General features: G+C 52.7%; 16 protein-coding genes. All 16 read right to left on the reverse strand.

The genetic code is table 11. The features are described 5' to 3' along the window. Positions 1 to 31: 31 nt before the first annotated feature. The 16 genes from HAP95_RS03205 to HAP95_RS03280 all read right to left on the reverse strand — a co-directional run bounded on the left by HAP95_RS03205 (position 32) and on the right by HAP95_RS03280 (position 15,528). Positions 32 to 973, reverse strand: a complete 942-nt coding sequence (locus HAP95_RS03205; RefSeq protein ID WP_215882926.1) for a Gfo/Idh/MocA family protein — start codon at positions 971 to 973, stop codon at positions 32 to 34. Continuing rightward, the gene (gene lpxA, locus HAP95_RS03210; protein WP_215882927.1) at positions 970 to 1,752 is read right to left on the reverse strand and encodes an acyl-ACP--UDP-N-acetylglucosamine O-acyltransferase; all 783 of its coding nucleotides are present in this window, start codon (positions 1,750 to 1,752) and stop codon (positions 970 to 972) included. Before lpxA ends, HAP95_RS03205 begins: the two co-directional genes overlap by 4 nt. Next, a complete protein-coding gene (gene fabZ, locus HAP95_RS03215; RefSeq protein ID WP_215882928.1) occupies positions 1,749 to 2,198 on the reverse strand; it encodes a 3-hydroxyacyl-ACP dehydratase FabZ in 450 nt (149 codons plus the stop codon). Before fabZ ends, lpxA begins: the two co-directional genes overlap by 4 nt. Beyond that, on the reverse strand, positions 2,188 to 3,252 hold the full coding sequence (gene lpxD / locus HAP95_RS03220; RefSeq protein ID WP_215882929.1) for a UDP-3-O-(3-hydroxymyristoyl)glucosamine N-acyltransferase: 1,065 nt from the start codon (positions 3,250 to 3,252) through the stop codon (positions 2,188 to 2,190). Before lpxD ends, fabZ begins: the two co-directional genes overlap by 11 nt. Further along, positions 3,252 to 3,782 carry an OmpH/Skp family outer membrane protein gene (locus HAP95_RS03225; RefSeq protein ID WP_215882930.1) on the reverse strand — a complete coding sequence of 177 codons (531 nt, stop codon included), beginning with the start codon at positions 3,780 to 3,782 and terminating at the stop codon, positions 3,252 to 3,254. Before HAP95_RS03225 ends, lpxD begins: the two co-directional genes overlap by 1 nt. An 18-nt stretch (positions 3,783 to 3,800) precedes the next feature. Next, complete coding sequence (gene bamA, locus HAP95_RS03230; RefSeq protein ID WP_215882931.1) at positions 3,801 to 6,137, reverse strand: outer membrane protein assembly factor BamA; 2,337 nt, start codon at positions 6,135 to 6,137, stop codon at positions 3,801 to 3,803. Further along, complete coding sequence (rseP, locus tag HAP95_RS03235) at positions 6,134 to 7,489, reverse strand: RIP metalloprotease RseP (RefSeq protein ID WP_215882932.1); 1,356 nt, start codon at positions 7,487 to 7,489, stop codon at positions 6,134 to 6,136. Before rseP ends, bamA begins: the two co-directional genes overlap by 4 nt. Before the next feature lie 12 nt (positions 7,490 to 7,501). Next, positions 7,502 to 8,680 carry a 1-deoxy-D-xylulose-5-phosphate reductoisomerase gene (gene ispC, locus HAP95_RS03240; protein WP_215882933.1) on the reverse strand — a complete coding sequence of 393 codons (1,179 nt, stop codon included), beginning with the start codon at positions 8,678 to 8,680 and terminating at the stop codon, positions 7,502 to 7,504. Then, the gene (locus tag HAP95_RS03245; protein ID WP_215882934.1) at positions 8,677 to 9,495 is read right to left on the reverse strand and encodes a phosphatidate cytidylyltransferase; all 819 of its coding nucleotides are present in this window, start codon (positions 9,493 to 9,495) and stop codon (positions 8,677 to 8,679) included. The genes ispC and HAP95_RS03245 overlap by 4 nt, the downstream gene beginning before the upstream one ends. Continuing rightward, entirely contained in the window at positions 9,477 to 10,241 is a 765-nt protein-coding gene (gene uppS, locus HAP95_RS03250; protein ID WP_215882935.1) for a polyprenyl diphosphate synthase, read from the reverse strand. The genes HAP95_RS03245 and uppS overlap by 19 nt, the downstream gene beginning before the upstream one ends. A 5-nt stretch (positions 10,242 to 10,246) precedes the next feature. Continuing rightward, entirely contained in the window at positions 10,247 to 10,807 is a 561-nt protein-coding gene (gene frr, locus HAP95_RS03255; protein ID WP_215882936.1) for a ribosome recycling factor, read from the reverse strand. Then, positions 10,804 to 11,529, reverse strand: a complete 726-nt coding sequence (gene pyrH, locus HAP95_RS03260) for a UMP kinase (protein WP_215882937.1) — start codon at positions 11,527 to 11,529, stop codon at positions 10,804 to 10,806. Before pyrH ends, frr begins: the two co-directional genes overlap by 4 nt. Beyond that, entirely contained in the window at positions 11,530 to 12,408 is an 879-nt protein-coding gene (gene tsf / locus HAP95_RS03265) for a translation elongation factor Ts (protein WP_215882938.1), read from the reverse strand. It lies immediately after the preceding gene. 29 nt (positions 12,409 to 12,437) lie between these two features. Next, entirely contained in the window at positions 12,438 to 13,190 is a 753-nt protein-coding gene (gene rpsB, locus HAP95_RS03270) for a 30S ribosomal protein S2 (protein ID WP_215863404.1), read from the reverse strand. A 193-nt stretch (positions 13,191 to 13,383) separates the two neighbouring features. Next, positions 13,384 to 13,983 (reverse strand): DedA family protein, encoded by a 600-nt coding sequence (locus HAP95_RS03275; RefSeq protein WP_226832503.1) that lies wholly within the window; start codon positions 13,981 to 13,983, stop codon positions 13,384 to 13,386. Between the two features lie 33 nt (positions 13,984 to 14,016). After that, positions 14,017 to 15,528, reverse strand: a complete 1,512-nt coding sequence (locus HAP95_RS03280) for a Ppx/GppA phosphatase family protein (protein WP_215882939.1) — start codon at positions 15,526 to 15,528, stop codon at positions 14,017 to 14,019. Between the last annotated feature and the right edge of the window lie 2 nt (positions 15,529 to 15,530).

Below are 15,530 nucleotides of genomic sequence, written 5' to 3' on the forward strand. Positions count from 1 at the left end.
AAAAATCCATTCACTGGGTCTGGTCCATCCCTCATCGGGAAAGAAAACCATCCACCGCCTTGCGTACTTGCAGCGCTGCCGCCAATACCCGGCGACCCGCCGTACCATCACAAAATACCGGAGATTGATGAAGCACCGCACCCAGAAAATCTTCAATTTCTGCGGCCAGGGCATCGGTTTTGCCCAAGCTGACGGCTTCATCCCGAACACCAGGAATACCCGGCACGGCCCCTTCTCCGCGATGGTAAATGTGCAGGGTATTCTGGATAAAATCCACAGAAGCATAACGGTCCTGCCAGAAAATCCGCAAGCGCCGGGCCGGTTCGCGAACCACCCGGGAGGCCGCAAGGTTCGCCACGGTACCATTACTGAGAGTGATCCAGGCATTAGCCATGTCGGCCTTGTCGGTCACCGCAGCAACGCCTACCGCGCGCACATCAACAGGTTCGGCCTCGGTCAGCAGTAAGGTCAGATCAAGATCATGAATCATGAGATCCATGATGACATCAATATCCAGAGAACGGGGTTTGAACGGTGCCAAACGCTCTGCCTCCAGGTAACGAGGGGTGCCATAACCCGCCTGACGCAAATAGCGAATAGCTGGATGCACTCTTTTGATATGACCCACAGCCAGAACCAGTTGACGTTCCTGAGCCAGGGCAATCAGGGCATCTGCTTCCGGAATATCCAGTGTGAACGGCTTTTCAACCAGACAATGCACTCCCGCACGCAGGGCTTCTTCAGCCACCGCATGATGGGTTGAAGTTGGAGTCGCTATGGATATGGCCTCTACTGAAGCCAGCAGCTCAGAAATACTGTCAAAAGCCCGACAACCCAATTCCTGGGCCACTTCAGCAGCACGATCGGGATTGGCGTCATAAACGCCTTGCAGATCGGACAAATTTGCATATTTCTGGGCATGAAAGCGGCCTAAATGACCCACACCGATCACGGCTGTTTTGAGATTTTTCATGGTCGGGTAATTCCTCGCTTACTGTTCTGGATGAAATCCAGTAAATGGGCGATTTCCGGGGCATCAAGACCACGCTGGCGCAGCTCTTCCATAGCATCATCCAGGCGCTGTCCAGAGCGGAACAAAATTCTGTAAGCGCGTTTGATTTGCAAAATAGTCTCGCGGGAAATGCCACGCCGGGCCAGACCACGCACATTAATACCATGAAGACTGGCATGGTTTCCGGCAGCCATCATATAGGGTGGAATATCCAGGGGCGCCATAGTCCCTCCACCCAAAATAGCGTGCGAACCAATGCGTGCAAATTGATGGACGGCAGAAAGGCCACCCAGAATAGCATGATCTTCAATGCATACATGTCCGGCCAGAGTCGCTGCATTGGCCATCACCACCTGATCGCCGATGCGGCAGTCATGGGCCACATGACAATAGGCCATGAGCAGATTGTGGCTACCAATTCGCGTCATACCGCCACCCTTCACCGTGCCGCGATTAACCGTCACGAATTCCCGCAAGGTATTGTGCGACCCGATTTCCAGTGACGTAGGCTCGCCCTTGTACCCTAAATCCTGTGGGGCTGTCCCCACCGAAGCGAACTGAAAAATATGATTTTGACTACCGATCCTGGTCGGACCTTCCAGTACCGCATGCGCACCAATCTGACAGTGATCGCCCAGCTCCACATTGGCACCTATCACTGCGTAAGGACCAATTTTACAACCGGAACCAACAATGGCACTTGGATCGACAATGGCCGTAGGGTGAATATCCACACTCATGAAGCGGTTTCCCTAAGCGTTGCCAGCAACAGGGCCGAAGCCACCTCATGACCATCCACCAATGCCTGGGTTTCCATTTGCCACATTCCTGAGCGACGCCGACTGACATTAGCCAGAAGTTCCAGGCGATCGCCTGGAGTGACCGGTTTGCGGAAGCGGGCCTTATCAATACCGGCAAAATACACGGCGGCATTTTCACCATATTTGTCTTCCGAAACAAAAGCCAGCAGAGCAGCGGCCTGGGCCAGGGACTCAATAATCAAAACCCCTGGCATGACGGGCATGGCCGGAAAATGCCCCTGGAAAAAGGGCTCATTCATGGTGACATTTTTAACTGCCCGCAACGACTTTCCGATCTCCAGATGAAGCACGCGATCCACCAGCAAAAAAGGATAGCGATGCGGTAATCGCTTCATAATATCCTGAATATTCAGTTCATTCCCCATGAAATGGCTCTCCGTCAAATGATGCATGGTGCGCAGATTTTTTCTCCAGAGTTTTTACCCGCCGGAACAAGGTGTCCAGCCCGTCAAAGCGGGCAACAATGCGCCGCCAACGCGTAATTTCATGGGCTGGGACCACTCCCGAATAAACCCCCGGACTGCGCAAGGAATGGGTAATAGCACTTTGTCCGGCAATCACGCAGTTATCTGCTAAATCAACATGTCCGGTAACGCCAACCTGCCCGCCAATCCGGCAATGACTGCCAATACGGGTACTGCCCGCTATGCCCGTTTGGCCGGCAATAACGGTATGCGCGCCTATTTGCACATTGTGACCGATTTGCACCAGATTATCGATCTTGACCCCGTCGGCAAGGACCGTGTCGGTCAGAACACCACGATCAATACAGGTATTGGCACCTATCTCCACATCATTGCCAATCAACACCCCGCCTATCTGGGGAATTTTCAGATATTTTCCGTTTTCTTCCGCAAACCCAAAGCCATCGGCACCAATGACCGCACCCGCGTGGAGAACACAACGTTCGCCAATGCGGCAACCAGAATAGATTTTCGCACCCGGATAAACATGGGTTCCTGCCCCTATCTGAACGTCAGCGCCCACAAATACGCCTGCCTCCAACCAAACTCCCGCCGCGATCTGCGCCCCCGAATCCACCTTGACGAAAGCATCCATGCGTACCTCAGGATGGATCTGCACATTCCGATCCAGTTGAGCGCTGTGATGAATACCCGGTTCATGCCGGGCTACAGGAAACAGGTACTGCATGATTTTAGCGAAAGCCGCATAGGGATTTTTGACAACAATGCAGTTCCCAGAAAAATCATCGGCAGATTCAGGGCTGAGAATAACGGCACCAGCCTGACTGGACTGCAAACAGCTACGCAAGCTGCTCGCCTGGAAAAAAGTAATATCCCCGGCCTCGGCGGTATCAAGAGGGGCTATGCCGGTAATCAGGTATTCCGCATCGCCGCGCACTTCTCCAGCGATGTGTTGTGCAAGTTCCTGGAGACGATGCGTGCTGGCTGCTCTCATTATTTTTTACCTGCGGACTTTGCCGCACTCATCGTGCTGTTCATCGCTGCTACCACCTGCCCGGTCAAATCAATGGCACCACTGACATACAACACTGACTTATCATTGAGGATGACCGTATAATGCCCGGCACGACCAATTTGACTGACCACCTTGACCAGTTGGGTCTGAATATTCTTGAGGATCTGATTGCGCTGATAGTTGAGCGTATCCTGAGCCTGGCGCTGAAATTGCTGAAGACTGAGAATCATACTTTGCAATTGTGCTTCGCGATCCTGTCGCTGGGCGTTATTCAAATGCGGAAAATCTTTTTCCAGCGATTTCTGAAAAGCATCTATCTGTTGGCGCTTTGCTTCAATTTCCTTTTGCTTCGCCTCCACCTGCTTATTGAGGTTCGCCGCGCCGACTTGCGCTTCTGGAAGCTCACGCAAGGCTTTATCAAGATCGACAAAGCCAATTTTCATGGGGTCCGCAAAGGCTATCCCGGCAAACAGCAACAAACCTAGACCCAGAAGTAACTGACGCATCATACCCATATCACCGGGGCATCAGAAGTTGTTACCCACAGTGAACTGTAGGGGTTGGGTAAGATCTCCCGGCTTCTTGTCCAGGGGAATCGCCAGGGACAGGCGCAGAGGCCCGAGAGGACTGATCCACAGAAAGCCCACGCCAGCCGTTGTGCGCATCTCACCCAGACTGGGGAAATAATTGGTACTGTTTGCACCACCGAGGTAGGACTGCACCCCATAAACCCAACCACTGGCGGCAAAGAGAGACATCCGGAAATTATGATTATCTGCCAGGCCTGGTAACGGAAAGTACAAACTGGCGTTAAACAATAACTCCCGTGTACCTCCGACGGGATAACCATCAATTTGTTCGCCCAGGGAATATGTCTGGTAACCCGGCAAGGTCGTGGGCCCACCCAAATAATAGTTATTAAAGAAGGGAACTGGCTTGCCACCATAACCGTTTATGAAACCATATCGCCCACTGAGCCCGCCGGTTAACCAGGAGGTAATAGGATGATAATAGTCAGCCTTGACTTCGGCCTTGTACCACTTCAATTTTCCTGGAGGAACAGCCGCTTTCAGATCTAAGCTGCCATAAAACCCCTTGGTCGGGAATATGGGCGAGTTGCGACTGTCATAAACGAGGCTGTTGCCTACAGTGACAGCGGTGGCCGTATTTCCGAAAGTATTTACGTAAGAATTATAAATTTGCGAACTGTCTGAAGTCAGATTAATGGTCGTATTACTATAGCCCAAGGACATATAGTCATAGACATACTGCATGATGGGTATGCCCAGCGTGCCCGTGGCACCATAGTCAATTTCCTGATAGGGCGCGACAGCAAGACTGGAAAGATTGGTATCATTCCGATAAAGATTAACACCCAGACTGATACCATCCGGAGTAAAATAAGGATCAGTATAAGACAGGTTGAATGCTGTGCCCAATCCGCCCACGTTGGCCGAAAAAGACAGCGCATTTCCGGTACCCATAAAATTGTTCTGGCTGATGGAACCATTAAACAAAATACCCTGCGCATTGGAGTAACCTACACCCAGGCTGAAACTGCCCGTTGGCCGCTCGCTGACATGCACATCCAGATTCATCTGATCAGGATGCCCGGGAACCGGAACCGTTTTAGTGTCGATTTTGTCGTAAAAACCGGTCTGCTGGAGGCGCTCCTTGGAACGCCTGATTTGCGCGCCATTATAAAGAGATCCTTCCATCTGCCTGAACTGGCGCCGGACTACATAGTCCCGACTGCGATCATTGCCGGTAATTTCAATGCGGCGAATGTATACTTTGCGCCCTGGGTCCACTTCAAAATTCAGAGCCACTTCACGGGTTTTTTCATCTACCGTCGGCACCGGCGTGGTATTGGCAAAAGCATAACCCAGATCACCCAGCTTGTTGGCGATAGCACTATTGGTGTCATTGATTTTTGCCCGGGAAAATACTTCACCTGGATGAATTTCCACCAGTTTTTCCAGCTCCGGCTTGGGAATCACCAGATTACCTGTCAAATTCACCGACTTCACATGATAAACCGGTCCTTCATGCACATTAACCGTAATATAGACAAAACGACGATCTGGTGTGACCTGTACCTGATTGGATTCAATATCAAAATTCAGATAGCCGCGATCCAGGTAGAAATTGTGCAGGGCTTCCAGGCCCTTCATCAATTTCTCCTGAGAATAACGATCATTTTTGGTAAAAAATGAGAAGGCGTCAGGGGCACCAATATCGAAAAGCCCACGCAGCCGACTTTCACTGAAAGCGTGATTACCGACTATGGTCACCTGCTTGATGGTAGCCTGCTCTCCCTCGTTGGCATCCAGATAAATGGCTACGCGGTTACGTGGCAGTTTCTCCACCTTGGCATGAATTTTCGCATTGTAATAACCCATACCTTCATACTGCTGCTGCAGTCCATGTACGACCTCGTCAAGAAGGGACTGATTGAAAATATGACGGTCAACCAAACCGATGCCTTTCAGGGTTCCTTCCACTTCTTTTTTGGAAAAAGCCTTGATGCCGTGCGTCTTGATGCTGGCAATGATCGGACGTTCCTGGACGACCACCAACAAATTGTCATCCGAACGGGCAATGGTCACATCTTTGAAAAAACCAGTAGAGTAAAGATCTTTAATCGCCTGCTGCGCTTTCTGGTCATCTACTTCTTCACCGATATGAATGGGCAGGTAGTTATAGACCGTCCCGGGAGCAATGTGCTGCAGTCCTCTTATCTCTATGTTTTTCACAGTGAAGGGTGTAAATGCCCAGGCTGGAGCTGTCCAAACGGCCGCTAAACAGGCAATACCCGAGGCAAGAACCAGAGGCGAAGGTGAAGTCAGGCTGAATTTTTTCACGGAGTCATCAATCTCGTAATATCGTTGTAAAAAGCGAAGGACATCAGCATCAGAAGCAGCACTATACCGATCTGTTGGGCTTTTTGCACCACCGCCGGCGAAAGCGGCTTACCCCGTACCATTTCCAGGGCGTAAAACACCAGATGACCACCATCCAGTATGGGAATAGGGAGCAAATTGAGGATACCCAAACTGATGCTGACCAAAGCCAGAAAAGACAGAAATGGCGCCATGCCAGCCTGCGCCGACTGCCCCGCAAATTCGGCAATGCTAATAGGCCCGCTGATATTATCCGGCGAAACAAAACCTTGCACCATCCGAACGATCATCTCCACCGTCATCCAGGACATCTGCCAGGTACTGCGCGCACCATAGATCAATCCCTCAAGCGGTCCCCGCTGGCGTATAACGATGAGATCCTTGGGCAGGGGCGCCATGACAATACCGATCCTGCCAATCGCCTTTCCCGCCTTGTCGAGAAACAATTGTGGTTTGATCTGAATGGTTTTGCTGATCCCCGCAGTCGTCCGGTAGGTCATCTCCACCGTTTTGTCTGGATGCGCTTCAATGTGACGGGCCAGACTCTCCCAGCTCGGGACAGGATGATGATCAATGCCGGTAATACGATCGCCAGCAACCAGTCCGGCCTGGGCGGCCGGACTTTTGGCTTCGACCGCTCCCACAGTTGCTGGCAGGTAAGGCTCCATTCCGATGATCTTGCCAACAAAGTCCGGCCCCACAGAATCTGCCTTCAGGCTTTGTAAAGGCAGAGTATGGGTTGTCAATCTGCCCTGCTTGGTAGTCTCAAGATGTGCTGGCACCCGGGCAATGGCGGCCGACAACAAACCCATGCGCATGTCTTCCCAGGTGTATACCTGCTGCCCATTCAGGGAGGTAATGCGTTGCCCCGGCTGCAAATGGGCCTGAGCAGCCAGGGAATGATCATTCACCAGTCCAATAATGGGGGCCAGCCCGGGAATACCAATCCAGGCAACCCCGGCATAAGCAATGATCGCAAACAGGAGATTGGCTGCAGGACCGGCCAGGGCAATGAGAAAGCGTTTGCCGGGGGCCAGTTGCTCAAAAGTCCGTGAACGGTCTTCAGGCATTACTTCTTCACCGGCCTGTTCACCGAGCATTTTGACGTAACCACCCAAAGGTAACGCGGCGATGACATATTCGGTGCGATCCTTGCCCCAACGCCGACTGATCAGAGCAGGACCAAAGCCGATGCTGAATTTCAGCACCTTCACGCCCATGAATTTGGCGACCCAGAAATGTCCGGATTCATGAATCAGCACCAAAATGCCAATTGCAAGAATAAAAGCGCCTATGGTTTCGAGTATGTGCACAGTAACCCGAAATCAGGCCAAAGCGGATTCAGCATAACGGCGCAGATGCTTACTGGCTATCACTCTGGCCTGCTGATCAATAGCCAGAACGGCATCCAGTTCATCGGGTGCTGCAGGTTGCAATTCGGCCAGGGTATTTTCCACAACGGCAGCAATCCGGGCAAAAGGTAAAACCTCATCCAGAAAAGCCTGAACCGCTACTTCATTGGCGGCATTGAGAACGGTAGCTGCAGCACCACCCGCTTTAAGTGCTGAAAAAGCTAAAGCCAGACAAGGGAAACGTTGCAGGTCAGGGGTTTCAAATTGCAAATCTGCGGTCTTGGCCAGATCCAGCGAGGACACCCCACTTTCAATGCGCTCCGGGTAAGCCAGGGCATGGGCAATGGGCGTACGCATGTCCGGATTACCCAGTTGGGCCAACACCGAACCGTCTACGTATTCCACCATGGAATGAATAATACTTTGGGGGTGGATGAGCACATCAATTTGTTCTGCAGGAAGATTAAACAGCCAATGGGCTTCAATCACTTCCAGCCCCTTGTTCATCATCGTCGCTGAATCTACAGAAATTTTCCGGCCCATCACCCAGTTGGGGTGTGCACAGGCCTGATCCGGAGTCACTCCCGCGAGACGCTCCAAAGGCCAGGTCCGGAAAGGACCGCCAGAAGCCGTCAAGAGGATGCGGCGCACCCCTCGCCCATCGGCAAAGCACTGGAAAACGGCATTATGCTCACTATCAATAGGCAGCAGGGTCACCTGACACGCCCGCACCCGGTCCATAAACAGCTTGCCCGCCATCACCAGACATTCCTTGTTGGCCAGGTACACCTTTTTGCCGGCTTCCACTGCAGCTAGAGTGGGCAAAAGGCCAGCTGCTCCGACAATTGCGGCCATTACCTCGTCAATACCGTCCATTCCGGCAACAGCTGTCAATGCCTCGGGACCACTTTCTACGTTTATCTGTTTAAGACCGGCATCACGTAACAGCACCCGCAATTGTTGTGCGGCATCAGGCGCCACCATCACGACCTGTTCGGGTTGATGGATTTTGCAGAGTGCCAGCATCTCCGCAACACGCTGATTACCCGTTAAGGCCACCACCCGGAATACATCAGAATGACGTGAAAGCACATCCAGGGTGCTTTTTCCAATGGAGCCCGTGGCTCCGAGTATGCAGATGCCTCTTGTCATTTCCACCAACCCAGATAGTAAAGCCCGGCTACAAAAACCGGGATACCCGCGCTGATACTATCCAGACGGTCAAGCAAACCACCGTGTCCTGGCAGTAATTGCCCACTATCCTTACGATCTGCGCGGCGTTTAAGATAACTTTCTGCCAGGTCACCAATGACTGCAAATATTGCTGTCACCACTCCCAGCAAAGCCCCTGAGCATAATACGAGAGGGTGAGCCCCCAGCCAGATCCATGCGCCCAGTGTGCCCACAATGGCGCTGGCAAGCAAGCCACCCAACAGGCCTTCCCAGGTTTTACCCGGGCTGACCTGCGGGATCAGCCGCCGCCGTCCCCACAATTTCCCAAAAGTCATGGCGCCAACATCTCCTGCGCTGATCATCAAAATCACCCACAAAAGTTGATGGGGGGCCTGACGCTGAAGTTGCAAGGCAAACCAGAAAGCCGGCAAAAAAGCCGGCAACAGCAGGAAACCCGTAAGCGGACGCTGCCAAAGTGAAGCTCTGTGTAGCATGCTGGGTGACACAGCAAGCATCAGCACCGCCCATAATAGCCAAGCTACCACCGAAATATCCGCCAACAGGGGGCCGATCAGGTTTTTTAACCAAAGCGGCAGCAGCAAAAGCAGCGCAAGCGACAGCCCCAGAAGCAGGGCAAAGGGCTTGGAGAATAAGCTTAGACGACCCCATTCCTGTCCGGCAAACAAGGCGAGCAGCATTAAAAAAGCCAGGAAAATTTGAGAGGAAGCCTGAAAAATCAGGACAAAAACCAGCAGCAACAAAAAGGCGGCGGTGATCAGTCGCTGACGGAGCAATCGCCCTCCAGGATCTGATCACCAGTACGTCCAAAACGCCTTTGACGATGCGCAAAAGAATGCAGTGCATGTTCCAGAGAAGCGCGATCAAAATCCGGCCAGAGCGTGTCGGTAAAATAGAACTCTGTATACGCCAGTTGCCAGACCAGAAAATTACTGATGCGTTCTTCCCCACCCGTACGAATCAACAAATCCGGCTCGGGGCCATCGGCCAGACTCAAATGTTGGGCAATATCCTGCTCGCCGAGATCCTGCAGATTCAAATCTGCAGACTGAAACGCAGCAATTGCAGCGCGTGTAGCCTGGACAACATCCCAACGTCCACCGTAATTTACTGCGAGGTTGAGTTGCAAACGGGTATTATTCCGGGTGAGATTTTCAGCCTCTTCAATCAACTGACGGATATCCCGTTCCAGCGCGCTGCGATCACCGATAATCCGTAAGCGCACCCCATTTTCATGCAACTTACGGGCTTCACGCTTCAGGAGCAAGCGGAATAGATTCATGAGCAGACGCACTTCCAGAGGAGGCCGCCGCCAATTTTCAGTGCTAAACGCAAAGAGAGTGAGATGGGGAATACCCAGGTCTACACAGGATTGAACCATCTCCCGGACCACTTCAGCCCCTCGTCGATGACCGGCCACACGGGGTAAATGCTGACGATACGCCCAGCGGCCATTACCATCCATAATGACCGCAACATGGCGAGGGAACTTGGGGGCTTCTGATCCAGGCAGTACAGCCATAATACTCAGACCTCCATGAGATCAGCTTCCTTGGCCTCCACCACGGCATCTACTTCATCCACAAAGCGATCAGTCAGCTTCTGAAAAGCCTCTTCTGCCTGACGTTCTTCGTCTTCGGAAATGAGTTTTTGCTTATGAAGGTCCTTGACCTGAGAAATACTGTCACGACGAATATTACGAATGGCCACTCGGGCACCTTCGCCCTCCTGCCTGACCACTTTCACCATTTCCTTGCGCCGCTCTTCAGAAAGTGCTGGCAGAGGTACACGAATATTGTCCGAACTGGCTACCGGATTCAGCCCCAGTCCAGCATCGCGAATGGCTTTATCAATTTTAGGGATGAGGTTTTTTTCCCAGGGTGTCACTACCAGAGAGCGGGCATCGGCTACGGAAACCGAGGCCACCTGGGCCAGTGGGGTGGGAGCATTGTAATAATCAATCATCACATGATCCAGCAAGCCAGCACTGGCGCGACCAGTACGCAAACGCGTCAACTCCCCCTTGAGGGATTCGATGCTTTTTTTCATCCGGGTTTCGGCGTCTTTTTTGATTTCCTGAATACTCATGGAACCTCTCTACGCACCGAGGTGCCTTCCTCTTCACCCAGCATTACCCGCATCAATGCGCCGGATTTGTTAATGGAAAAAACGATGATGGGCATGTCATTATCACGACAAAGGGTAATCGCTGTCGCATCCATCACCTGAAGATTCTGCTCCAGAACCTGATTGTAAGACAGTTCACGGTAACGCATGGCCTCGGGGTGAGTGACCGGATCATCCGTATACACGCCATCCACCTTGGTGCCTTTCAGAACCAACTCGGCATTGATTTCAACAGCCCGCAAACTGGCGGCTGTATCCGTGGTAAAAAAAGGATTACCCGTGCCAGCGCCAAAAATCACTACCCGACCTTTTTCCAGATGGCGTATGGCACGCCTACGGATATAAGGTTCCGCGACCTGCTCTATATGCAGGGCGGAAAGCACCCGCGTCGGCAGGCCCAAATGCTCCAGAGCATCCTGAACCGCCAGAGCATTCATTACCGTCGCCAGCATCCCCATATAGTCAGCAGTGGCACGGTCCATACCCTCGGCAGCCTTGGCCATCCCCCGGAAAATATTGCCACCACCAATGACAATGGCGACCTGCACACCAGAAGAGACCACCTCCTTGATTTCACGAGCCATACGGCGTACGACCTCGCGGTCGACGCCATACTGCCCATCCCCCATCAAGGCCTCCCCACTGAGCTTCAGGAGAACACGTGAGTACAGGGGAGTGGTCATTCAGGACCCCCGGACTTGGGCCATCACTTCACTGGCAAAGTCAGCCGTAGGCGCTTTTTCGATCCCTTCACCCACCTCAAAACGGATGAATTCGACGACTTCCACTCCCGAAAAACCCTTGACCAACTGCCCCACGCTTTTATCCTGATCTTTCACAAAGGGCTGTCCGGTCAGCGCAATTTCGTTGACCAGCTTGTTAAGCCGACCGGATATCATTTTTTCAACAATATCAGCTGGCTTGCCACTATCAGCGGCCTGGGCGACCAGAATATCCTTTTCTCGTGCCAGACGTTCTGCAGATACCTGATCAGGACGAACCACTTCCGGACGGGCTGCAGCCACATGCATGGCCACATCCTTACCGAGTTCTTCCGTAGCCGCCTGACCTTCCAGCGCCACTATCACCCCGATACGACTGCCATGTATATAGGCTCCAACCACGCCTTCCTTAACCTGCAAGTGCTGCAAACGCCGCAAACTGATATTTTCGCCGAGCTTGCTGACCAGGGTCTTGCGTCGCTCTTCAATAGACGCATCCGCCACCAGCGCCTCTATTTGTTTCAGGCCCTGTTGAAGAGCCTGCCCGGCACAATCCTTGGCCAAGGCCAGAAAATCATCATTCTTGGCCACAAAATCGGTCTCGCAGTTCACTTCCAGAACCACGCCCTGCTTCTGGTCTGCACTCAGCGCAGTAACAATGACGCCCTCCGCCGCCACCCGGCTGGCCTTCTTATCGGCCTTGGCCAAACCACGGGTGCGCAGCAAATCAATAGCCGCTTCCATATCACCGTCCGCTTCCGTGAGAACGGTTTTGCATTCCATCATGCCGGCGCCGGTGCGCTCACGCAGTTCTTTAACCTGTTGTGCACTAATAGCCATGTAAACTCCTTGGTTATGTGGTGAATGCGTTAATCGGCGTCAATTTCAATGGTTTCCTCGTCCACTTCGACGAATTCATCGAGCAAATCCGCTTCACCACCCTGCCGACCGGCCAAAATGGCATCGGCCACCAGCGAAGCGTAAAGACGGATAGCACGGGTGGCATCATCGTTACCTGGAATGGGGTAATCAATCAGCAACGGGTCACAGTTGCTATCGACCACGCCGATAACCGGAATACCCAACTTGCGCGCTTCCAGCACCGCAATATTTTCATGACCCACATCAATCACAAAAATGGCATCGGGCAGACCATTCATTTCCTTGATACCGCCAAGACTGCGTTCCAGTTTGTCACGCTCACGCGACAGGGTAAGGCCTTCTTTTTTTGTCAGCTTTTCGAGAGTGCCATCGGCTGTCATCTGGTCTAGCTCGTCCAGACGACGAATAGACTGACGAATGGTTTTAAAGTTGGTCAGGGTACCGCCAAGCCAGCGTTGGTTCACAAAAAAAGCGCCGCAACGACGGGCTTCCTGCTCTACAGCCTCACGCGCCTGGCGTTTGGTACCCACAAAAAGAACACGACCGTGTTTGCGCGACACCTGCTCAATAAAAGCCAGCGCACTACGGAGCATGGGCAAAGTATGTTCAAGATTGATAATATGAATGCGATTGCGCTCACCAAAAAGGTAAGGGGCCATTTTGGGATGCCAGTAACGGGCTTGATGACCAAAGTGCACGCCGGCTTCCAGCAGGGCACGCATGCTTACATTGCTGCTCATAGAGATTTCTCCAGTTTTCATAGGGTTAAGATCCACCACGCGGCCGAGGATTCCATCCTTGCGGACACCCGGAAATCCTCTCAGGCTACGTGTGCGTATTAGGGCAAAGCCCAGCGCGTTTTATCACAAGTTGCCCCACCAGAGCAAGACTGGATCCTGCACTCGGGCCTTGGTCGGCAGCAAAGCAGCCATGCTAACTACCGGTTTTGGATTTATTCCAGCGATGCCAAAACCAGTAAAGCAGAGCACCCACGAACAGCAGCAGCAACAAAATGATTTGCACCTGGCGTACACCATTCAGCAGGCTTTGCAAAGAAGCCCCGAGAACATAACCGATACCGGCGATGACGCCCGCCCAGACAGCAGCAGCCAGTGGATTCATGACCAGATAGCGTCGGGGTGGATAATGATGAACACCCAGGAGTATCGGGGTGATGGTTCGGGTCCCGTAAATAAAGCGAAACAACAGCGTCACCCAATCACCAAAGCGTCTAATTAATCCCTCTGCCCGGGTAACATGGCGCTTGAGAAAATTGGGTAGCCAGTCAAGAATCCGTTCTCCATAGCGCGAACCTACCTGATACAAAACCTGATCATTAATCGTGCTTCCCAGCCAGGAAACGGCAATGACCACGGGTAAATCCAGCACGCCGGCATGGGCAAGCGCCCCGGCAATAATGACTACCGCCTCGCCTTCCAGCAAGGTCCCGATAAATAGTATCCAATACCCATACTGGCGGAGAAATTCCTTGATAACGCTCAGAGTAATCGGTTGCAGATGCAGCCAGTGCAACAGCGGGTTCAGGAATTCGATGGAGGTATCCTCTTACCAATGCAGATGGAAATCAGGGGCCATATTTTCCTGTTCCTGCTCAATATCCGCAAAAAGCAGGGGCATTTCATCCATGTAATGCTCTGGAAGGGATAGACGCAGGTCTTTGTCATTCACTTGCAAGGCGGGTGCAGTCCCCGAAATTTGCGCGCCGCGATGGAAAACAATAGCGAGACGCAGTAACACCGCCAGACGCTGAACAGCGAGCAGATCTTCAGCCGCAACACCCAAGGTAGAATAGAACTGCAGATGCGGAAGCCGCTTGCGCTGGGTTCGCAGCAATGCTGCCACAACGCCCTGCTCCCTGCGGGAAAACCCCGCCAAATCGGCATTTCGCCAGATATATTCGCCGTGCTTGTGGAAGCCGGAATGGGCAATATCCAGCCCAATATCATGGGTTAACGCCGCCCACTGCAGCCATTGCCGATGAGCACCATGCAAAGACCATCTCGCCATCGCTGCCGCAAAAAACTGGTCAGCCCAGGCAGCCACCCCACGATTGCGCGCGGTTTGACTGTGAAAGCGCTCCTGGAGACTGTGAATACTGAGTTCGCGGGTGTCTTCCTGGTGAATCCGGCCGAGCAGGTCATAAATGGCACCTTCCCGCAACGCACCCTCTGAAAAGCGCATTTCCTGAATATTCAAGGCCTCAAACAAGGCGAAAAGAATCATGAATCCACCCGCAAATACAGCGGCACGATCCGACTTCAAACCTTTCAGACGGGACAAGGCCCGCACCGATCCCAACTGCAGAATTTGCTCGCGTAACCAGTACATACCGTTGCGGGTAATACGGCTACCCTGACCATTCTCGACCAGAATCCGGTTTATGGCTTTGACTGTCCCTGAAGAACCTACTGCCTGATCCCAGCCATGGCCGGTAAATTCATCCAGCATCGGCTCTACGGCCATACGCACCTTTTTTTCAAGGCGTTCACAGGACGCAGTGGTAATCAGCTCATCCGGGAAAAAAGCGCGGCTGGAGCCTACACAACCAAAATGAAGACTCTCACGATTATTCGGAACAAATCCCTGACCCACAATGACTTCGGTACTGCCCCCACCGATGTCCACCACCAGACGTCGTTCATCCGCATCTACCGCCAGGCTGTGCGCGACCCCCAGATAGACCAGTCGTGCCTCTTCACGACCGGCAACAATTTCCAGAGGAAAACCCAGAGTGGTTTCAATAGCCTGCACAAAACCCTCGGCAGCACTCGCCTGGCGCAATGTGTTGGTACCAATGATGCGTACCCGCTCGGGACGAATACCACGAAGGCGCTGACCAAAACGTGCCAGACAATCCAGCGCCCGTTTTTCGATAAGCGGATCCAGCGTCGCATCCTCCCGCAATCCTTCGGCAAGACGCACGCCTTCCCGCAGGCGGTCAAGCAAACGAATTTCTGAACCCAGCTCTTCCGCCACCACCATATGAAAAGAATTGGAACCCAGATCCACTGCTGCCAAATAATTTTCCAATACTGCAGTGGTCATGGGTTCCGACATGA

The sequence above is a fragment of the Acidithiobacillus sulfurivorans genome (genome assembly GCF_018853815.1).
Taxonomy (GTDB): domain Bacteria; phylum Pseudomonadota; class Gammaproteobacteria; order Acidithiobacillales; family Acidithiobacillaceae; genus Acidithiobacillus; species Acidithiobacillus sulfurivorans.

Coding starts and splice junctions, on each gene's coding strand:
- lpxA (WP_215882927.1), bottom strand. CDS start 1,752: ATGAGTGTGGATATTCACCCTACGGCCATTGTCGATCCAAGTGCCATT.
- uppS (WP_215882935.1), bottom strand. CDS start 10,241: ATGGCTGTACTGCCTGGATCAGAAGCCCCCAAGTTCCCTCGCCATGTT.
- pyrH (WP_215882937.1), bottom strand. CDS start 11,529: ATGACCACTCCCCTGTACTCACGTGTTCTCCTGAAGCTCAGTGGGGAG.
- rpsB (WP_215863404.1), bottom strand. CDS start 13,190: ATGAGCAGCAATGTAAGCATGCGTGCCCTGCTGGAAGCCGGCGTGCAC.
- tsf (WP_215882938.1), bottom strand. CDS start 12,408: ATGGCTATTAGTGCACAACAGGTTAAAGAACTGCGTGAGCGCACCGGC.
- lpxD (WP_215882929.1), bottom strand. CDS start 3,252: ATGAGAGCAGCCAGCACGCATCGTCTCCAGGAACTTGCACAACACATC.
- frr (WP_215882936.1), bottom strand. CDS start 10,807: ATGAGTATTCAGGAAATCAAAAAAGACGCCGAAACCCGGATGAAAAAA.
- HAP95_RS03280 (WP_215882939.1), bottom strand. CDS start 15,528: ATGTCGGAACCCATGACCACTGCAGTATTGGAAAATTATTTGGCAGCA.
- HAP95_RS03205 (WP_215882926.1), bottom strand. CDS start 973: ATGAAAAATCTCAAAACAGCCGTGATCGGTGTGGGTCATTTAGGCCGC.
- ispC (WP_215882933.1), bottom strand. CDS start 8,680: ATGACAAGAGGCATCTGCATACTCGGAGCCACGGGCTCCATTGGAAAA.
- fabZ (WP_215882928.1), bottom strand. CDS start 2,198: ATGGGGAATGAACTGAATATTCAGGATATTATGAAGCGATTACCGCAT.
- HAP95_RS03225 (WP_215882930.1), bottom strand. CDS start 3,782: ATGATGCGTCAGTTACTTCTGGGTCTAGGTTTGTTGCTGTTTGCCGGG.